12 protein-coding genes and 2 tRNA genes are annotated in these 20,505 nt (G+C 36.8%); 6 read left to right on the top strand and 8 right to left on the bottom strand.

Annotated features, from left to right (window positions below):
- The first annotated feature begins 7 nt into the window (after positions 1-7).
- From LQV47_RS11605 to LQV47_RS11590, 4 genes are all read left to right on the top strand, one after another.
- A complete protein-coding gene (locus tag LQV47_RS11605) occupies positions 8-6,232 on the top strand; it encodes a hypothetical protein (RefSeq protein WP_230037013.1) in 6,225 nt (2,074 codons plus the stop codon).
- Positions 6,233-6,313: 81 nt separating this feature from the next.
- Complete coding sequence (locus LQV47_RS11600) at positions 6,314-7,984, top strand: hypothetical protein (protein WP_230037011.1); 1,671 nt, start codon at positions 6,314-6,316, stop codon at positions 7,982-7,984.
- 64 nt (positions 7,985-8,048) lie between these two features.
- Complete coding sequence (locus LQV47_RS11595; RefSeq protein WP_230037009.1) at positions 8,049-9,503, top strand: hypothetical protein; 1,455 nt, start codon at positions 8,049-8,051, stop codon at positions 9,501-9,503.
- A 2-nt stretch (positions 9,504-9,505) separates the two neighbouring features.
- A complete protein-coding gene (locus LQV47_RS11590) occupies positions 9,506-11,071 on the top strand; it encodes a hypothetical protein (RefSeq protein ID WP_230037007.1) in 1,566 nt (521 codons plus the stop codon).
- Between the two features lie 109 nt (positions 11,072-11,180).
- Here LQV47_RS11590 and LQV47_RS11585 read toward each other — a convergent pair.
- From LQV47_RS11585 to LQV47_RS11555, 7 genes are all read right to left on the bottom strand, one after another.
- Positions 11,181-11,253: transfer RNA gene (locus LQV47_RS11585), tRNA-Phe, on the bottom strand.
- A gap of 243 nt (positions 11,254-11,496) precedes the next feature.
- Positions 11,497-12,231 carry a hypothetical protein gene (locus tag LQV47_RS11580; RefSeq protein WP_230037005.1) on the bottom strand — a complete coding sequence of 245 codons (735 nt, stop codon included), beginning with the start codon at positions 12,229-12,231 and terminating at the stop codon, positions 11,497-11,499.
- A gap of 51 nt (positions 12,232-12,282) precedes the next feature.
- Positions 12,283-13,299 (bottom strand): bestrophin family ion channel, encoded by a 1,017-nt coding sequence (locus tag LQV47_RS11575; RefSeq protein WP_230037003.1) that lies wholly within the window; start codon positions 13,297-13,299, stop codon positions 12,283-12,285.
- 6 nt (positions 13,300-13,305) lie between these two features.
- A complete protein-coding gene (locus LQV47_RS11570; protein WP_230037001.1) occupies positions 13,306-14,007 on the bottom strand; it encodes a potassium channel family protein in 702 nt (233 codons plus the stop codon).
- 278 nt (positions 14,008-14,285) lie between these two features.
- Positions 14,286-14,358 (bottom strand) — tRNA-Phe (locus LQV47_RS11565).
- 109 nt (positions 14,359-14,467) lie between these two features.
- On the bottom strand, positions 14,468-16,309 hold the full coding sequence (locus LQV47_RS11560; protein ID WP_230036999.1) for a lysophospholipid acyltransferase family protein: 1,842 nt from the start codon (positions 16,307-16,309) through the stop codon (positions 14,468-14,470).
- A gap of 22 nt (positions 16,310-16,331) precedes the next feature.
- Positions 16,332-17,570: an aspartate kinase gene (locus LQV47_RS11555; RefSeq protein ID WP_230036997.1), complete on the bottom strand. Its 1,239-nt coding sequence runs from the start codon at positions 17,568-17,570 to the stop codon at positions 16,332-16,334.
- A gap of 324 nt (positions 17,571-17,894) precedes the next feature.
- Between LQV47_RS11555 and fbp the strand changes: the two genes are divergently transcribed.
- Both fbp and LQV47_RS11545 read left to right on the top strand, forming a co-directional pair.
- Complete coding sequence (gene fbp / locus LQV47_RS11550; RefSeq protein WP_047493402.1) at positions 17,895-18,911, top strand: class 1 fructose-bisphosphatase; 1,017 nt, start codon at positions 17,895-17,897, stop codon at positions 18,909-18,911.
- A 9-nt stretch (positions 18,912-18,920) separates the two neighbouring features.
- A complete protein-coding gene (locus LQV47_RS11545; RefSeq protein WP_230036995.1) occupies positions 18,921-19,925 on the top strand; it encodes an o-succinylbenzoate synthase in 1,005 nt (334 codons plus the stop codon).
- 8 nt (positions 19,926-19,933) lie between these two features.
- Here LQV47_RS11545 and LQV47_RS11540 read toward each other — a convergent pair whose 3' ends face one another.
- Entirely contained in the window at positions 19,934-20,104 is a 171-nt protein-coding gene (locus LQV47_RS11540) for a hypothetical protein (RefSeq protein WP_230036993.1), read from the bottom strand.
- Positions 20,105-20,505 lie beyond the last annotated feature (401 nt).

Genomic DNA, 20,505 nt, shown 5'->3' with positions numbered 1-20,505 from the left:
ATCTAAAATGAGTTTTTTTAAATATCATAATTATTTCAATTCCAGTGCCGATTCAGGAATCAGTTCTTCTACAAAGAACCAGGGAAATGTAATGCAGGTGGGAGCAATGGAAACATCAGGATTGATTACAGTTCTGGACGAAAGCGGTAACCTGAAATGGAATAAAGTGTATCAATCTTCACAGGGAGGAAGCACCAAATTTATCAAGGTAATGCCATTCTCAAACGGTGAGTTTGCAGTTCTGGGAATGCAATCTTATAAAACTCCTTTTGTAATGAGAATCAGAGCAAACGGAGAAGTGGTATGGTGTAGAAGTTTTCCATCCATTGAAACCGATGAAAGACGTATTTATGCTGAAATATTTGTCGATTCAATGGTTTATATTACTTTTCATAATATAAACACAAAGACCAGCGGAACTCTTCTATTAAGTTGGGATGGAAAAGTAGAGTCAAGAACAGATATTATTAATAACGGAACTCCAGGGGCAACCCTGGAAGTTACCGGAATCAGTACCTACAGTGAAATAGTTTACATAAGCGCCAACGAAACCCTTAATGGAGTAAAACGTGGAGTATCTTTATATGGGCAGGTAAGTGCACCAGTACTTAGTGCTGACTATTTATCAGTAGATGGAACTCCTATTGTTTTGAATGGAGTGTATTGCCGCCCGGTTCAGCATGGGTACCAACTGTATCTGTCAGGTAAATTAAACACTATTCCTGTTTTGTTAGGAGAAGAATCAATTGCAAGGTTGTATAACGGATGGGACCGTCAGCTGGTGACATTTACCTATGGAAAAGACTTTTTCTATGGCCAAACAGGAGCAGGTCATAATTTTTGTTTTTCTCTCTATGATGACATTCCTCAATGGACCAGAGAAGCGAAAGGTAAAGAGTTTGTTATTGATCAGATTGTTGGGAGCGAAGTAACGGTTAGAGGACTGAATGATGCCTATTTTACCGGGCTTGTAGGACCTTCAATTAATACCTGTAACAATATTCCGGTTAATAATGTCCAAGTATCAGAGACATATTTTGAGATGGACCAAGCTCCTTACAATTATTCCAGAGTAAATGTGACGGAAGCGGATCTCAATTTTAATATTACAGATAAACCTTATACAAACACAAATGCGTGTGGTACAGATGGTGGCGATGGAACGACGATACCTTTTAATGAATTTTCAGGATTGCAAACCCCCAATTTATATCTTCAGGCTGCCGGATCCAAAGGAGACGACAGTACAAAAGGTATTCACCTGCGATGGGGATTCGGAGGTAAATTAGGAGAAAATCACCTTCCTAAAGGGAAACTGTCATCTACTAAAAACAATTTCAACAAACCTGATGATTTTGTAAAAGTATACAGAACCCTTTATACAAAAGAAATTTTCACCTTAGACTTTAAACAGGCTCCTCAGCTTATTGATGAAAGTAAGAAGATGTGGATGTATAAGTTTAATAATGACAATAGAATTTTTTATGTCTATTTCAAAAATAAAACAAAATACACACAGGTAAGACAGTCTGTCAATCCGATGGTTGATCCGCTTAAATTCATGCAGCTATATGGTAATGAGATTGTGGAAATTCTTTGTAAGACAGATATCTTCTTTGCAGCAGAACTGGATGTGATTGATCAGCAGTCAGATTCACTTGTGGAATTTGAAGCCCTTTCCCTTGCAGAACCCAATAACTTATCCCAACAGCAACTTGCTTACAGAACATACTGCTACGGTAATGAAGTTTCAGAAACATATTTTAATGCTGAGAACGGAAAAACATTACGTTTTAGAGCAGATAAATGTATTGTCGCCAGAGTTAAATTTGAATTCTACTCAGACTTTATTATCAGCAGAAACCAGGCAAATGCATGGAAGCTGATGGGAGAGTTTGCTCTTACCGATGAGAGAGACTTGGCTTTGGAGAGATTAGATCCTTTACCTAAGGATAATCCTGTTCATGGAGCTTGGTTAAGATACAATGATGAAGCCTATGTCAATGTTGAAAACTATCATAAAAAATGGGAACATCCATCTATTGGACCTTTAGACAGAGATATTCAGACGGTAGTCAAAAGATATGTAGAGCTGAGTAATGATCAGCCGAATCCAAAAGGGAACGAAACGATTTCAATTAATCTTTCGCCTACCGGTTCACAACAGGTGGTTGATATTAACACGAACCTTCCTCAGGAAGGGGATATGCAGGTTTCCAATCTGGATATTTTAAATATTGCAGCGCTGGATTATCACGTGGCAAGAATGCTGGGATTAGGGTATCTTGATATCAAAGATGAGGTTTTCGGAAACGAATATATTTATATCACAGAATATTATACCAATAACAATCTGGATATCAATTCGGATGATAAGACGTACCAGTTACTTTCAATGTCTCTTCCTGTTTCTACTGAAATTGAAAGACTTTCATTGCCGGTAAAGCTGATGAAGCTGAATAAAGGAATGGACTCCAACAATCCGCAGTCAGCTGGTCTATACGATGCAGAGGGATATTCTCATAATGGAAAATACCGCTATATCAGTGTTTATAATCTGCAGATTCCTGAGCTTGAAATCAATCCTTCATTTTTTGGATCATCTCAGAAATTCGATGCGTCCTCATTTACATTTCCTGTGTATGCAGGTCTGGAGTACCGTGTTGTAGAACCTGGAGAAGCAGATGATTATACCTGGGTCAAACCGGAATTGTGCCACGATACCAAATACCTGAATGTAGATGGTTCTGCAAATGCTGCTGATTCTTGGGAAACATTACCTCTTCAGATTCCGGATACTTATGCACCGTTGTATATGCATAAGCAGGATAAGAGCGGAACGTATTTTTATAAAGGATATGGGATCAACTGGTTCTCAAGAGCTCAGACCGGAGGGGATGAACTCTCAATTGATACAAAGATTAAACCTAACAACAGATTATTACCTCCTACAGCAACAAATGCTTTTCTTATCCAGAAAGAATATCCTGTAACACTTACTTCTCAGGAAGAACAGGATCGTAGAAAGGCAATCACAGATCCGGATAAAACATTGGTAAGATTAGGCTTTGATCATCATATTTATCAGGACGAAATTATATATCCTATTTCATTTGACTCTACGTTGCCAGATGACTACTATCTGGGTCCCGATACTATTTTTCCGGATGATAAAGAAGTAATGGCAGATGAAGTGGAAATCTTCTACAGAAATTATACCATGAAGGAGATTTCAGCAAAGGTTGTAAACATAGACCATCATCCTGTTAATCAGCTTTTAGCTGTTATTAAGACAGCGGATTATACTCTCCCAAGCTCAGGAGGAACTATTCTTCCGGGATCTGGAACCCCTGCTCAGCCTTCAATTCCAACCCATATTCTAAAATCGGAAATTCCGGCAGGAACTACCATTAATGATTTTATCGGAGGAATTTTCTTATTGGATTCCGAAAGTTATATCATTAACGGAATCGAAGTGGAGCCTTCAGGATTGAAATTTACAGTATTCAAAAAAACACCAAGTGCAGCTATTATTTCAGGTGCCACACCGGTAATTGACCAAAGCAGTCTGGTGCTTCCAACATTCAGTCCCGGGACTGAAGGATTATTCAGTGCTACTGAAAATATGCAGAATACACCAACATGGGGACCAAAAAATCCTAATTCGCTGAAAGTGAAAATTGGCACCAATGATTGGGGAATTCATAGAGAGATTATTCATACACAGCAATCGGATGGATCTGTTCAGAGATTCCTTGAAAAAAGCAGGGGATTCTGGAAAACAGCAACAGTGGAAAGACATTTTGAAAAAATTGAAAAATACCAGAATAGTAAGGGGGAAATTATCAAATTTCCATCTCCTTATCCTATGGTCCATCAGGGAGTTTATAAAATCACATTCCCAGGATTCAAGCTGGCTCAGCATTCTCAGTATTCACCTGGTTTGGATTCTGTAGAGTGGGTAAACGGAATTGTAAGATTATTTACAAATGAGCATTACAATAATAATCAGCCTATTGAATCCAGATCTATTTTTAAAGTTGTGCTTACAGAAAATATAGGAACCAATAATGATTTGGTAGTATATGTTTATGATGAAAACTTCAGAATAGAGGAAGATGCTAATAAGCAGCCAAAATTCATATATGATAATGTCACTTCGATAAAACCTTCTGAGCCGGTAATGGGAGCTAATCTTAAGGTAAATTACTATCCTTCTTACAGAGTATATCTGTATAAAAACGCAGCTAATAATCTCATTGAAGAAGCTGTGTTACCACCAGAAGGTGTTGATGTAAGATATTCAATCTTTGGATTTAAGAGTGTGGATAATGACAATGTGGATATGCAGGGTGCGAAGTACAAATCTAAGTTCAGTGTTCCTGCTGTGATGTTTGCCAACAGAATTGTTGAACCTAAACCGCCAAAACAGCCAAAAGGTTCTAAATATGCAACAAGACCGGATAAATTTGGAAAGGCTACCTATAGTTTTATTACCGAATATGACCATAAACCATATTCTGTACAGTTTTTCAGAGCTAATAATGCAGTATTACTTGCCTCATTATATGAGTCCGGAACAATTATATCCATCAAAAAAATGCTGGATAGTCTGGGAGGAAATGACGAAGTCTTTTTCAATAACAGATGGATGAATTTTGTGGATTTTGAAATGCTTACCGGTGGAGTAAAGGATGGATATGAAAACTTCTCAGATAGTATGGATGATGCATTACCGATGCCTGATAATATACTTTTCTTTGCTGCTATCAATGCGTTTATTAAAGAACATAATAAGCATTATAGTTTAAATCCTAGTAACCCACTGTATTCCCACCCGATTGATGATACGGCAATAGGAACCATATCAATTAATGAGCCTATTATTAAAGAGCTTCCAGGTGTTTCTTCAGTATTGTATTTAGGACATTTTATTAAAGAAGCGATCATCAACTGCTTTCTGCCACTTACGGAGGTGCCGATTATCTATCAGCAGATTCAGAATTTTGATTTCAATAGTCTCACAGGTCACAGGCCTAAAAATAAAAAACAGAATATCAGGGATGCTTCAGGCTATTTATTGCCTACTACACATCAGGATTTTGATATGGCTCCAATGGCTGCTGTATACAGCCAAGGCCAGGGAGGCACTCCTCATTCGACATTGTTTACCGATTTTACGCTTGATGGGGCTTCGGATAACTTCTACTTCTATGGAGTAAGAGAGTTAGGAAATCAAATGCAGATGAGCGAATTCAGTAAATTCCAGGGACCGATTAAATTGGTGAATACCAATCCTGCGGAACCACCAAAAATCTTGAGTTTACTCCCGGTGGTAGACAATGCAACATTAGGAATCTCTGCCAAAGTAAGAATTGAGATCAATTCTTATACCGATGTACACAAGATTAATGAGATTTCGGTGTACAGAGCAACCAATAAACTGGATGCAGACTCCATATTGAGCATGAAACACATTAAAACAGTGAATATTGCTAATGTAGAAGTGAATCCTGTAAACGGATCATGGACGGTGTATGATGAATTCGAAGATCTGGATGAAAAACCTTATGGTGATCCTCTTTTCTATCGTATCGTTGCTTCAAGAAAAGTAGAATACACAACCACAGATTATGCTGTTTCACCTCCGGCTACAAAAAATGTACAGGATCAGGCTCCGTCGTTACCTTCAAAAACTACGGTAACGATGCTGGTAGAAAATTATAATCCATCGGCACCAGTGTTGAGATATCATTCCGAGCCGGTAGACTCTGATGTGATCAATTGGGTGATTCTATCCTGGGATCAGGTTCGTTATAAAGGGAAATATCACCTTTATAAAATGAGCCCTCAGGGGAACTGGAAAGAGCTGGCCAGAATAGATACAGATGAAAAAGATACTTCAAAAGCAAAATTGTATCTGTATGGTAACAATCCGGCAACTAATAAAGATGAATGGTTCTTTAAGGAAGCATTTGATATGACAGGAAATGAATTTTTCCTTCCGGTTGAAAAATTAGGTCTGGATCCTATGAAGATTAAAGATGCAGAAGGAAGAGTACTTTATCATCACTTCAAAATGGTATCTCAGAATACTTCCAATATGTTCAGTACCGAAGAAAAAATCCTGACCATCTACAAAGAAGAAACCTGGACGGATATCGGTGGAATCTCTCATGACGGAACAGACGGAATGATCTTACAGGGAACTTTCATTGTAAGACCTACCTAAATCCTAATTATTAATAAAGATGAAAAAGTTCCTCCTTTCCCGCTCGGTGAGGAGGAGCTGATCATCAAAAAACAACAAATTATGGCAAAAAAAACAATAGCTGCCTTAAAGGAATATTTTAAAGCAGGAAAAAGACCAACTGAAAGTCAGTTTGGAGATTTTATAGACAGCTATGTACATATGGATGCTTTTAATCCTAATGCTTATCTGCCGCTCTCGGGAGGGAAAATGTCAGGCATTTTAAGTTTAGGTAATACCAGTACAACGTGGATTTCCAGGGATTTTTCAGATGTATCAGTTAATAGTAGCTTTTCCAGATATTTTACAAAGCTCACGGGGTCCAATGGAGATATTGATAGTTTTGGATACTATGGGGCAGTCACAAATACTGGTTCGGTAACTATGAATTGGGGATTTATTGGAGGAACTACCTATAATGGGAAAAATGCAATCAGATGGACCTCTGATCAGAGAGTTGCCATAGGTGGTAGTGCTGCAGTAGTCCCAACTACAGGATATGCATTAGATGTAATAGGAAACGCATATGTAAGAGGAGATGTAACCCTTGCCGGCAATCTGAATACCTATCAGGGTTCATTACAGGTTCAGCATCTAAATGTTAATAAGCTAAGGGCAGACAGCGTAAATACCATATTATCAGCAGCATCCAGTAGTGGTACAAGTGGGATATTTTTAAGACCTGCAGGAGATACAGTTACCACAAACCAAATTATCATTAATGCGAACGGAACTCAGTATGTAGATAATTATAACTTACTTTTTGGATCTCAAATAACTACAGGATCATCTGTTTTCCATACCAATATTCCAGGAGTTAATACACCAGGTTATGGTATATGGATGGCACACAATCTCCAGTTTAACGGAACAGATTTTATTCAGCCAAGAGGAACCTTGAATTCCTGGGCTTTTACAGTCAATAACCACAAAGGTTTTTCATTTAACAGGGCGAATAGCAGTACAACAAATGGCTCAGCGGTATCACTTATTGAATTGGTAAAGATATCAGGCACCGGTGTGATCAGTACATTAAACAATGGAAGCTCCGACCAATGGAATACAGCTTACGGTTGGGGAAGCCATGCAGGAAAATATTTACCCATAAATTATGCTGCTCCGGTCAGTGCATTACCTTATCAAAATGATATGCTGGCGGTACCGGTAGGAACTTATGTATCAGCAGTGAGCTCAGGAGCTGTTAATTTACCTTTCACACAGGCAGGAGGATTGATCTCTTTTGGTAGCACAGCTGTTTCAACAAGATTACTGGGAGCCAGGGATAACTCAGATAATCTGTGGTTTCAATCTGGTGATGGTAAAGGAGCCTGGCGACAGCTTGCAACAAGAGATTGGGTTACTGCTCAGCTGGCTTCGGCGTCCAGAGCTACAATGTCAACAGCTGAAGTTTCTTATGCTCAGATCAGAGAAAGTATACAACCCGTTAAAAAAGAATATGAAATTGATTCAGCTTTTTATTTAGAAGTAAACGATACAACAGACTTCATTACCGTTACAGGTAATCAGCCATCAGATATGATTTGTAATATAACGGGATTGTATTCTCAACAGGAAATTAAAATCATCAACCTGTCAACATCTTCTTTTATTGAGCTTCAGATAAAAGGGCGTTCAGCTGTTGTGGTAGAGCCAATGAAATATATGAAAATCTATATCACAAAAGATTTAAAGGTAATAAATATGGGCCAGTTTGCTTTAGAAGTTTTGGCTTAAAAAATTAAAATCTTTCCTGTTAAGTAAATAAAAGGAAAGAATAATCATCAAAAAACAACAAATCATGGCAAAAAAAACAATAGCTGCTTTAAAAGAATATTTTAAAGCAGGAAAAAGACCAACTGAAGGTCAGTTTGGAGATTTTATAGACAGCTATGTACATTTAGATGGATCTTCAGAATATTCCACTTTTGTAGAATTTCCTGCAGATTATAAAGTAGGAGACTACATGGAATTTTTAAATTTTGCACCTTCCAGTGCTAATGCAGGTGGATTCTATGAAATATCTCTGGCATATACCAGAGGAAATATTGCTTGTGGCGCAACTCATATTGCTGCAGTTTCACACTCTAATCCAGATATCTGGAGAGAGTGTGGAACCATCAATAAAAATAATTATATAGACAGTGAACCAAATTATAATTTTACGATTGATGTAAATGGTGGAAGATGTAAGTTCCGTATCAGAGCGATTCATACATATGGATCTCCAGATCACGTGCTAAAAGTTTTTATTAAAATAAGATCTGTTAATAAGAATGATGGATGGACGGCAATAGATAACAAAGGTAACAGCCTAGCCTCCGTTCCTCTTCAGCCAATGTCTAATGAATGGAACCTATGGGTAGGAAACCTTCTATCAACTGAAAGTGCTAAAATAGGATTGAAAGTCAATGCTAAAGGAAATGTTGGAATTGGAACTGCTACACCTGAAACAAAGCTGAATGTAGTACAGGAAAACTCGTTGAATCAAAATTCCACGACCGCGAAATTTACAACGAACGGCGCGACAGGAGGAAGTAATATAGTAAGTCTTTCTTATCATAATAAAGCCAATCTGGAATTAAACTCTGGGTTTTCAGGCTTAGGAAGAAGATATGGAGATTACTATGACTTTAATATAGAAAATGATAATTCTTATGATCCACGCTTTGGATCTATCAATTTCGTGACAAGCCAAAATATTCAGATGACTGTAAGACCCGGTGGAAATGTAGGAATTGGTACAGCCAACCCACAGCAGAAACTTGATGTACAGGGAGTAATCATGTCACAAATCAGTACTAATGAAGGAGGAGCTATCTATTTAGATAATCAATCTAAAACAACACCCGGTACAGCAAACAGATGGGCAATCTATAATATGACAGGGCAATACACGAATAGTTTACAATTCTGGAATTATCTTAACGATGGTGGAGGCGGTGCAAAACTCATATTATCTGATGCCGGCAATATGGCATTACACGGTAAACTTGAAGCAAAAGATGTAGTGATCACTACAACACCTACTGCCGATCATGTTTTCGCGGCAGATTATAACTTAAGAGAGATCGGTGAACTTGAAAAATTTATTTCAGAAAAAAGTCATCTTCCGGAAATTCCTTCTGCAAAAGAAATGACAGATAGTGGCTTGTCGGTAGGAGACTTTCAAATCAAATTACTTCAGAAAATTGAAGAATTAACATTATACATGATCTCGATGAAAAAAGAGATTGATGTTTTAAAATCAAACTAATTATGGCAAAAATAACAATCACACAATTAAAAAATTATTTTAAAGCAGGGAAAAGACCAACGGAAAGTCAGTTTGGGGATCTTTTAGATAGTTATGTACATCTGGATGATCCTACCGTATTTCCTAATAGTTTTAAGCATAAAGACTTATCCGTTAAGTTTCCCAATCTGGAAAGCAACTTGGCAGTAGACATATTGTTGGGAACGATCATTAATGGGAATATAGAAATACATGTTGTAGGTGCGTGGAATAGCGAAAATACCGTAGGGATCATTAAGAAGCAAATTATCGTTGGCGCAAATCCTAACGGAGGTATCTGGTCCGCACCTGTATCAAGAATTATAGAGGCTTCGGGACCTATCACAGATCATATTTATCTCAGTGATATCATATGGGATAGTACTATAGCACAATATAAACTCACGCTGTATCATACACGTCAGTCTGGAAATGTGTATGCAATCAGGCTGATACAGCATTGTAATTCAACCGCTGTCATTGATAAGGCAGTATTGTCTGACATTTATACCAATGTCCTTACCGGTCAGAATAAACATTATGTCAATTATAATGATAATGTGGGAATAGGTACCAAAAAGCCGCTTGCGCCATTAGATGTTCAGGGACGGATTTTATTGAATGCCGGTTCTAGTGTGGTAAGCGGCGTGGGAATTGTTGGGTATACTACCCAGTGGTCCAGAGGATATAATTTTGTATCACCTGATAATACGCAGCATTTGGGCGGTTTCGGAGCCTTGGGTACCAATAACCAGATTGATCATTATTTTGTAGGAAAATATGGCGGAAGTATCGCTAAATTTTTTGCGGGTGATGATCGTGTTTTCCTTAAGGGGAATGTAGGAATCGGGACCGAAGCTCCGGCAGCAAAACTGGATGTTGTAGGAGAGATATTGTCCGGAAGTAAATCGGCGACAGAAGGAGTTAATGCTTTCGCAATACGATATGAAAATGGATCTTTTAATAACTGGGGGGCTTTAAGAAGCGGTGCAGAAACCTATATGAGTTATGGGGTAAAGGCTTCACCCACCACAGCTTATGGATGGGTATCAAGCAACGGAAGCTTTTCCAATTATAAAAACGCGGTTACCCTGGGAAATGAAGGAATAAAGTTCCTGGGAAGTGCCAGTGCACAAAGCGCTATCAATTCACCCATTGTTATGAACGAATTGATGAGGATCGCCCCTAATGGAAATGTAGGAATAGGAACTAAAAACCCGGATCAGAAACTTACTGTAAAAGGAAAAATTCATGCTGAAGATGTTATGGTGGATATGAATGTTCCTGCAGATTATGTGTTTCAGAAATATTTTGACGGTGAATCTTCTATCAGACCGGATTATCAAATGCCAACCATCAGTGAACTGGAATCTTTTGTAAGAGAGAATAAGCATCTTCCGGAAATTCCTTCCGGAGAGTCTATCATGAAAGATGGCGTCAATTTAGGAGACTTCCAGATGAAATTACTTCAGAAGATTGAAGAACTGACACTCTACGTCATTTCTCAGAATAAAGAAATAGAAAATCTGAAAGCTGTTATTAAAAAATAGTACGATTCGAAGCCTATTTAATAAAAAAGGCCGTTTTCACGAGTTGTGAGACGGCCTCTTTATATGATATGAAACAAAAAAACCTCTAAGTGAATTAGAGGTTTTAAAGTGGTTTCTCCAGGAATCGAACCAGGGACACATGGATTTTCAATCCATTGCTCTACCAACTGAGCTAAGAAACCATTATATTTTTGTTTGATTTACTTCGTTGTTTTAAAGTGATGCAAAAGTATAATATTTTGTAATACCACACAAGTTTTTTCTGATTATTTTTTTCAAAAAAAAGGTTTATTATGAGATCTATTTTTTAATCAGTTGAGGCCCAGAGGATTTGTGTTTTTACGAAGCCGTAATACTTAATCTGTTTAAAGTTATTCAATTTGATAACAACCGTCAGATTAAGTATTAACTCATTCAAATAAGGATTATTCATAATACTCTTTCATAAGGCTTTTCCGTTCCTTGGTTTCCAGATTGATATATTCAAACTTTTTATATTGGCAGAATGATCCCATATCTTTATCACCATTAATAAAAATGCCTCCTACCAAAATGACATACTTGCAAGGGTAGTTGGTTTCTTTTACCAGTACTTCTATACGTTCGTCTATAGCTTCATACATGACTTCGGTAGCTTCAAAAATCTGATTCTCTGCATTCAGGATCCTATCTTTGCTGTGAAGAAATATTTGCTCAATGGTATTCATCTGAAAGTCCAATGAAGTGATATTCCCTTCTATAATTTGTCCTGCTGCCAGTTTTCCTAATGCTCCTTTTGCCGCACCACAGCAGGCAGAACTGTTACTTTGTCCTATTCTGCTTATTTCTCCAATTTGTCCACTTTTAGTAATCCCGATATGAGGTGCGTAAAAAATGACTACAGCCCCATCCTCAGGAACATGATGAGCAAAAGCTCCCATTCCTGTGAGACCTGCAAAAGGAAAGCCATCAAGTCCTCCCAGATGAAACGGACCAAGCATTTCATATGCCCTTGGTGGATACTGTATTGCGTTGACATCATCACAACACATACTGTCGGCATGCATCAGCTGATTAGGCTTTAATTCTAAATGCTTTTCAATGGTATCTAATAGCCGGTTGACCGTATCAATAGATGTTAAAGCTTTTGGATACCATTTTCTTACAGATTCTATACTCATATTTTTTGTTTTTTTTTGCACTAAATTTTACCAGCAATATAGTTGTAATTTTTACATTAAAATATTATTAACAGGCTGTATAGCGGCAGGTAATTCTTTTTCTCCAAACATTTCACGCAAATCAATTTCTATATTCCTGCTGATTTGTGTAATTGAAATATCATTTGCATTTCCTTCGAATGGGTTTTCCGTACTTTCGCCAATCTGTTCCAGAACCAAAAATACCCAGCCCAGCAATATACTAAAAGGAACAGTAAGCCAGATGATGTCTTCGCCAAATTTTTCCACCATTTTTGAGAATTCTCCTATAAACCCTAATGGTAATAAAAAGCACAGAGCATTTGTAAAATACAGATTAATACTGGAGAATTGCCGTGGATAGGGAAAATTTTTAATCCTTTCACATTTTCCCTGTTGATCATATAATTCTTTAAACTGATTTTCCAGAGCGGTATAATTATAATCTGAAATTTTACCCTCTTCATTCAATGTTCTCAAGTGAGTGGATTGCAAAGAAATGATTTGGGTAGCCCTGTTTTTTGTAGTAAGGATATGTTCCAGCTCATCTTTATTTAAAAAAGGTTTCAGCTCATCTTCAATAGCATTCTCCCATTCCGGAACTTTATAATATTTTAAATATTCCCTGTTGTAGCTTTTTGTTTTTACATGCTCCCAGCTCTTGGTTTCTCTGAGCTGAAATCTTAATGCAGTAAGCCAGGCAAAATGACGGTAGATGATCTGCTGATGTATGGCAGCTTCCAGGGTTTTATCATCAGCTCTTATAAAGTCCTTTACCAGTATGCCAAAACTGCGGCTGTTATTGATGATTGCTCCATAAATCTGCCGTGCTTCCCAGCTTCGGTTATAGGTTTGGGTATTTTTAAACCCAGAAATGAATGCTGTGGCTGTTCCCAGTAATGCTACAGGAACCCATGGAATGGCCAGCCATTTCCATCCGAGAAAATAAAATAAAGCGGTAGGAATAATACTTAAAATAAGCATCTTATAGATTTTCTTCCTTGTCCACGGAATAAACTGATAAAGCTTGTAATGTGAGCCTGTATTCATAACAAATTAATTTTTTGAAGAAAATTTACTGATCAGAATACCCACAAGCACTACAGTATAGAACTGTCCGGCTATACCCACAAAAGCGGTTATCAGCTTTGTAACATGTGTATTGGGAGTGATATCCCCAAAACCGATACTTGTAAATGTTATAGAGCAAAAATAAACCAGATCAATAAAAGTAAGAGCAGGAAAAGATATATCAACCCCCTTAAAAGACGCATGGTTGCGATATTGGAAAAACTGCAGTGAAAAAACTGCAATTTCAATCAGCAGCATATATCCACAGATTGAAGCAGAGATAATATCTGTATTGATATATCCCGGTTTTATAAGAAACCGCAGAACTTCCATAAAAAGAAAACAGAAAAAAACTACATAATTGATGTTCAAAAAAGTAAAATACCAGGAAATATCTTTAAAAAATGGAATACCAATGGGTAATAATAAAATAACAATGAAATGCAGATTTCTAAACCAGTGCTTCCAGCTATGCTTTCCTGTAAATAAGAAAACAGATCCCAACCCTAGAATTACCATATTTATAGGCCATATTACGCGGGTATAGAAGTCCATATCCGTAAGAAATACTCCCACAAATAAATGTTGTAGCAAGGCGAATAATAGAATCTCATATTTTCTTTCCTGTAACTTCCGGTTGGTTTTTCTTACAAAACCCAGGCTCTGCTTTGGATCTTCACCATGCATGGTAGTAATTGTATTTTTTTAACATCATTGAAATACAAAAATGAACTATTAAAATTAAAATAACATGGTGAATTTTTCTGAAATTTCAATTCCGAATTTTTTATTCCCTGTTTACGGATCCGATATGAAGAATGACAGATTGATTTAAAAGCGGCAAAAATTATTGCTCTATAAAAATGATAAAAACGGAAAAGGAAATAGGGTTTGGCTTTTCAGGAGGTCAATAGCTGAAGATAAAAAAAACAAAAAAACCTCTAAGTAAATTAGAGGTTTTAAAGTGGTTTCTCCAGGAATCGAACCAGGGACACATGGATTTTCAATCCATTGCTCTACCAACTGAGCTAAGAAACCATTATATTTTTGTGTGTCTTACTTCGTTGTTTTAAAGTGATGCAAAAGTAGTAAGTTTTGGTATACAAAGCAAGTATTCATCGTACTTTTTTTTACCAGACTTAAAAACTTACTGATTATCAGAAGGATTGTTTTCCTGTTCTTTTCTGATTTGCTCACTCATCTCTTCCAATACCGGTTTAATGGTGTTTTCCGGAAGATCACTAATCCTGATATACATCAATCCGTCAATGGCATCATTGAAGTTTGGGTCAACATTGAAAGCAATTACCTTAGCGTTTTGCTTAATATATTTTTTTATCAAAACAGGTAATCTTAGCTCAGGCTCCAGGTCATCAATAATCTTATCAAGCTTATTAAGATCAGACTCCATTTCTTCAAAGAAAATATTCTTATCCCTGTCACGAAGCTTTACCTTATATTCATTCCTTGGAGTGATATACTGAGCCACTGCCGAGTCAAAGTAATTGGAACGCATGAATTCTATCATCAGAGACTTGGAAAACTCTGAAAACTTATTCGAGATACTTACCCCACCCATCAGAAATTTATGGTCAGAATTTCTCAGACATACATGTACAATCCCTCTCCATAAAAGGAACAGAGGCAGTGGCTTTTGCTGATATTCCTGACAGATATAGGCACGGCCCATCTCAATCACCTTTTTAAAGAAAGGGTGAATATCCTGTTCAAACTCAAATAATGAACTGGTATAAAAACCTTTGATGCCGTATTTTTTCATTACCTCTCTACCCAGGGCCATTCTGTAAGCTCCTGCCAGTTTCTTTTCACCATTGTCCCAAAGGAAAAGATGGTGGTAGTGTTTATCATATTCATCAAGGTCAAACGGAAGATTACTCCCTTCACCTACAGCACGGAACGTAAGTTCTCGCTGACGTCCTATTTCCCTCATAATAGAAGGTATTTCTTCATAGGTGGTAAAGTAGATTTCGTAATTTCCATTACTGAACAGCATCTTATCAGTACCTCTCAATTTATCAACATCCTTGATGATATCCTCTTTAGGCGTTTCATCAATAATGTTCTGAACAATATTTTCTTCTTTTAATAAAGGAAACTTCACATACAGATTCTGAAGATTGATGCTTTGGGCCAAAGATTTTCTCTTTTCATAGTAAGATTTCATCATATAAACCTTACGTTTCAAAAACTCACCCAGTTCTTCAATCGTTTCCATATCGTCCATTGCCTTTAAGGTAATAGGCCGTCCGATCCGGATTCTGATAGGTCTTTCCCTGTCATTCATCATTTCAGCAGGCAGCATCAGGGTCTGTAAACTCGGATGAAGTTTGGCAACCTGATAAAAAAGACGGCTGTTTTTAGCATGGAAATACATAGGAACTACCGGCACTTTAGCCATTCTTATAAGCTTAAGTGCCGTTTTTTCCCAGTCTTTATCTAAGATTTCTCCGTAAGGATTATTTTTATTGGAAACTTCCCCTGCCGGAAAAATACCTACGCAGCCTCCATTTTGGATATGCTTAAGGGTTTCACGCATTCCTGAAGAACTGCTGTAGACTTCCTTTCTGTTTTCAAAAGGATTTACAGGGATTACGTACGGTTCCATAGGCTTTATTTTTTCCAAAAGGAAATTTCCCATGATTTTGAAATCCGGACGAACCTCCGTAAGGATCTTACACATTAAAATTCCGTCAATAGCACCCAGCGGATGATTGGAAACCAGAATAAAAGGTCCCGTTTTGGGGATTTTTGCAAGATCTTCTTCAAAAGCTACATAGCTTAAGTTTCTTTCTCTTACAAATGAGTCGAAAAAGTCTTTACCTTCCTTATCTTTTAATTTGTCGTATAATTTATTTACTTCATTTATTTTAGCAATGCTCATCACAGCAGATGCTACTGGATTCTTTAGAAATCCAATTTTACTTAAGCCGGAAGCTTTGATCAGATCGTTTTTCGAAATTAAACTCATGTGTGTTTAGTCGCAATTAAAATTATTGTGTTACCATTTGAAGCGTATTCTTGGAAATTTGCTCCAATAATACATTCTTTTCATGGTAAAATTTTTCAATATGATCCATCTTCGCATTTCTTACTGTGAATAAAGATACATTTTTAATCGCTTCGGTTTTAAAAATTTTATGAAGTTCTTCGTTAAGTTCTTCAATATGGTTAAATTTATCTTCCAGACATAAAGCCAATGAAATAGCAGAATTCTGCATCAGGGAAACTTTAATTTTGTACTTTGATAAATAGCCGAATATAAGGCTCATGTGATCCTCTGCGATGAAAGAAAAGTCTCTTGTTGATATTTTCAGCAGAGCCTGATTTTCTTTCAAAATATAAGTTTCTTCCTGTTGGTTTTTGTCTGAAGCTCCTACTTTAGTTCCTTCCTTCGTAGGATCTACGAAAGATTTTACATAAAAAGGAATACTTTTCTGTTGGAGTGGCTGTAATGTCTTTGGGTGTATTACACTCGCCCCGTAATAAGCCATCTCAATAGCTTCCTCATAAGATATATTGGAAAGAAGAGTTACATCGTTGAATTTTCTCGGATCTCCTGTCATTACACCCGGTACATCTTTCCAGATAGTCATTGCTTCAGCATCTAAGCAAAATGCAAAAATAGCAGCAGAATAGTCAGAACCTTCTCTTCCTAAAGTTACTGTGAAATTATTGTCGTCTGAACCAATGAACCCTTGGGTAACATAGCAGATTTCAGGATTTAAATTTGAGATAAAATCCTCAGTTTTTGTCCAATCTACATTACCTTCCCTGTAAGAATTATCTGTTTTAATGTAATCTCTGGCATCCAGCCACTGATTGGTAAACTGAATCTCGTTCAGGTATTCACTTACAATTTTAGTTGAAATCATTTCTCCGCAACTTACCACCTGATCATATACAAAGCTGTAATTAGGAGATTTGTTTCTTCTTAAAAAAGAATCTATATCATCAAAAAAGAGATTGATTTCAGCAAAAACTGCATGGTTTTCAGGAAAGAGACCCTCCGCTACCTCAATGTGTTTTCGTTTTATCTTTTCAATCTCAGTTTGATAGTTATCCTTTTTGAAATAAAGTTCTACAACCTTTTCCAACTCGTTCGTCGTTTTGCCCATTGCTGAAATTACCAGCAAACATTTGGCAAATCCCTGGCTTTTTAGAACCATAGACACGTTTTTTACACTTTCGGCATCTTTTACCGATGCCCCACCAAACTTGAAAATTTTCATTAAATTGTTAAAAATAAAATTGTTAGATAAAAAATGACATGAGTTTTTTACGGACGTCAAAATTATAAATTTACAACGAGATATGAAATAGGCGAGCGGAATGATAGAATTAAGATTTCCTTAAAATCAACAATTAATGAAATAATTTGAATTTTTCGTGTACCCCATATAACAAATCCGGAGGCATAATTTTCAATAATCGTTTGATGTTACGCTAGGTTTTATTTATATTGTGTTGAAATTCAGATGTTAACCTCTTTTGTAATTAAATTTTCTTAATGCAATAAATTTTCCGAAATTTGGAGAAAACGTAAAAAGAAAAATATGTCAAATCAACCATTACAGACTTTAGGAGAATTTCTTATAGATAAACAGGACGATTTTCAATATTCTACAGGTGAATTTTCTCGTCTTCTAAGCGCAATAAGATTGGCTTCGAAAGTGGTAAACAGAGAAGTAAATAAAGCCGGAATTGTAGATATAACAGGAGCTGCCGGTAACCAGAATATTCAGGGCGAGGAACAGCAGAAACTTGATGTGATCGCTAATGAAATTTTTATTACGGCTTTGTCTCAAAGAGAGGTTGTTTGTGGTATTGCGTCTGAGGAAAATGATGATTTTATTGATATTAAATGCGGAGAGAACGGTCACTTAAGTAAATATGTAGTGCTTATTGATCCTTTAGACGGATCTTCCAATATTGATGTAAATGTTTCCGTAGGAACTATTTTCTCTATCTACAGAAGAGTTACTGAACCTGGAACTCCTGTGCAGCTGGAAGACTTTTTACAGAAAGGAATTAATCAGATTGCTGCAGGATATGTTATTTACGGTTCCTCTACAATGATCGTTTATACTACCGGAAACGGAGTAAACGGATTTACCCTGGATCCTTCTTTGGGAACTTATTACCTTTCTCATCCCAATATGACTTTCCCAAAAACAGGTAAAATCTATTCTATCAACGAAGGAAACTATATTAAATTCCCTCAGGGAGTGAAAAACTACCTTAAATATTGTCAGATGGAAGAAGGGGACCGTCCTTATACTTCAAGGTATATCGGTTCTTTAGTTGCAGATTTCCATAGAAATATGCTGAAAGGCGGAATTTATATTTACCCGTCTTATTCTCAGGCTCCGAACGGTAAACTGAGATTATTATACGAATGTAATCCTATGGCTTTCCTGGCAGAACAGGCCGGTGGTAAGGCAACAGACGGATTTAGAAGAATTCTGGAAGTTGAGCCGACGGAACTTCACCAGAGAATTCCATTTTTCTGCGGAAGTGTAGACATGGTAGAAAAAGCAGAAGAGTTTATGCGTATCGATAGTGTGAAATAACATCATAGTATGGAAGCGTCTTATTTTAAATATCTATTACAATTCAAACGCCCGAGTGGAACATCTCGTGGCGTTTTGCTTGATAAGGAAACCTTTATTCTTGAGATTTCAGAAAATGGAAAAAAAGGAGTAGGAGAATGTGCCATTTTCAGAGGGCTGAGTTTTGATGACCGGCCGGATTATGAAGAAAAACTGAAATGGCTTTGTGAGAATATTGAAAAGAATTTTGCTGATCTAAAAGAAGAGCTGAAGGATTTTCCGTCAATATGGTTTGGTTATGAGCAGGCAGTTTTGAACCTGAAGTATGGTGGCCGTCTTTATTTTCCCAGTGAATTTACTGAAGGGAAATCTGCTATTACCATCAATGGTTTAATCTGGATGGGGGAGATCGGCTATATGGAAGAACAGATTGAGGAGAAACTGGAAAAAGGCTTTCATTGCATCAAACTGAAAATCGGTGTCCACTGGAAAGAAGAATATATTATTCTTCAAAAGCTTAGAGAAAAATTCTCCGGCGATCAGTTGGAACTGCGTGTAGATGCCAATGGAGGGTTTAATAAAGAAGAAGCGATGGGTGTTTTGCAGCAACTGGCAGATCTGGATATTCACTCTATTGAACAGCCCATTAAAGCCGGAAATTGGCACGATATGAAAGAATTATGTTCAAAAACACCTACACCAATTGCATTGGATGAAGAACTGATAGGAATAATTAATCCTGATAAAAAGAAACTTCTGTTAGAAACAATAAAGCCACAATACATTATTTTGAAACCTGCTTTAGTGGGAGGTTTCTCCGGTTCTGACGAGTGGATTTCCCTTGCTGAAGAACAAAATATAGGTTGGTGGATTACTTCTGCGCTGGAAAGTAATATCGGGCTGAATGCCATTGCCCAATATACAGTGACCAAAAAAAATCCAATGCCTCAAGGATTGGGCACCGGATCTTTATTTGTTAATAATTTTGAATCAAGCCTTGATCTCAGAAATGAGTTGCTGTGGTTCAAAAAATAATGAGAAAATTAATTAGGACAGGTAGGATTGTCCCAGTGATCATAATCCCATTCTCTGCAGCATCTGTTTTTTGGATCCCAATTGTTACATCCTATAGGGATTGGGGGAGGATTACCGCCATTCATGGCTTTTAACTCACTCTTACTCAATTTCTTCATGTTGCTTTGTTGGTTTTTCATAATTGATAGGTTATGGTTTGGTCAATAAATATCGAATTTTTTTTCCAGCTGGACAACATTATGAGTGTATGTTGTTGGTATTGTGTGAATTGTTAATGTGGTGAATAATGATTATTGTGGGTTTTCCAGAAGACAGAGATATGCGGAAGTGCTTACCTGAATAAAATATTCTTTTTCAATACGAACTATCTGAAGGAATATTTATCTTTCATAAAAATAAAGTCATGAAAATAACCCCCTACAGTATATTATAGGAGCCTGATATACTTTTAATTCTGTTTTAATGATAAAGTAATTTTAGGTTCGAATATTCTGTTTTTTTTCGAATTATTTTTTCTGTTAAATCACATCTTTTACGAAAATCGCTTTCTTAATATACTGAAATATATAAGAAAATTTAC

Source organism: Chryseobacterium sp. Bi04, assembly GCF_918698085.1.
Taxonomy (GTDB): domain Bacteria; phylum Bacteroidota; class Bacteroidia; order Flavobacteriales; family Weeksellaceae; genus Chryseobacterium.
This window is presented reverse-complemented; position numbering and strand designations above follow the sequence as displayed.

Excerpts from the sequence above, each read along its gene's own strand:
- LQV47_RS11605 (WP_230037013.1), top strand. The coding sequence starts at position 8 with ATGAGTTTTTTTAAATATCATAATTATTTCAATTCCAGTGCCGATTCA.
- LQV47_RS11600 (WP_230037011.1), top strand. The coding sequence starts at position 6,314 with ATGGCAAAAAAAACAATAGCTGCCTTAAAGGAATATTTTAAAGCAGGA.
- LQV47_RS11595 (WP_230037009.1), top strand. The coding sequence starts at position 8,049 with ATGGCAAAAAAAACAATAGCTGCTTTAAAAGAATATTTTAAAGCAGGA.
- LQV47_RS11590 (WP_230037007.1), top strand. The coding sequence starts at position 9,506 with ATGGCAAAAATAACAATCACACAATTAAAAAATTATTTTAAAGCAGGG.
- LQV47_RS11580 (WP_230037005.1), bottom strand. The coding sequence starts at position 12,231 with ATGAGTATAGAATCTGTAAGAAAATGGTATCCAAAAGCTTTAACATCT.
- LQV47_RS11575 (WP_230037003.1), bottom strand. The coding sequence starts at position 13,299 with ATGAATACAGGCTCACATTACAAGCTTTATCAGTTTATTCCGTGGACA.
- LQV47_RS11570 (WP_230037001.1), bottom strand. The coding sequence starts at position 14,007 with ATGCATGGTGAAGATCCAAAGCAGAGCCTGGGTTTTGTAAGAAAAACC.
- LQV47_RS11560 (WP_230036999.1), bottom strand. The coding sequence starts at position 16,309 with ATGAGTTTAATTTCGAAAAACGATCTGATCAAAGCTTCCGGCTTAAGT.
- LQV47_RS11555 (WP_230036997.1), bottom strand. The coding sequence starts at position 17,570 with ATGAAAATTTTCAAGTTTGGTGGGGCATCGGTAAAAGATGCCGAAAGT.
- fbp (WP_047493402.1), top strand. The coding sequence starts at position 17,895 with ATGTCAAATCAACCATTACAGACTTTAGGAGAATTTCTTATAGATAAA.
- LQV47_RS11545 (WP_230036995.1), top strand. The coding sequence starts at position 18,921 with ATGGAAGCGTCTTATTTTAAATATCTATTACAATTCAAACGCCCGAGT.
- LQV47_RS11540 (WP_230036993.1), bottom strand. The coding sequence starts at position 20,104 with ATGAAAAACCAACAAAGCAACATGAAGAAATTGAGTAAGAGTGAGTTA.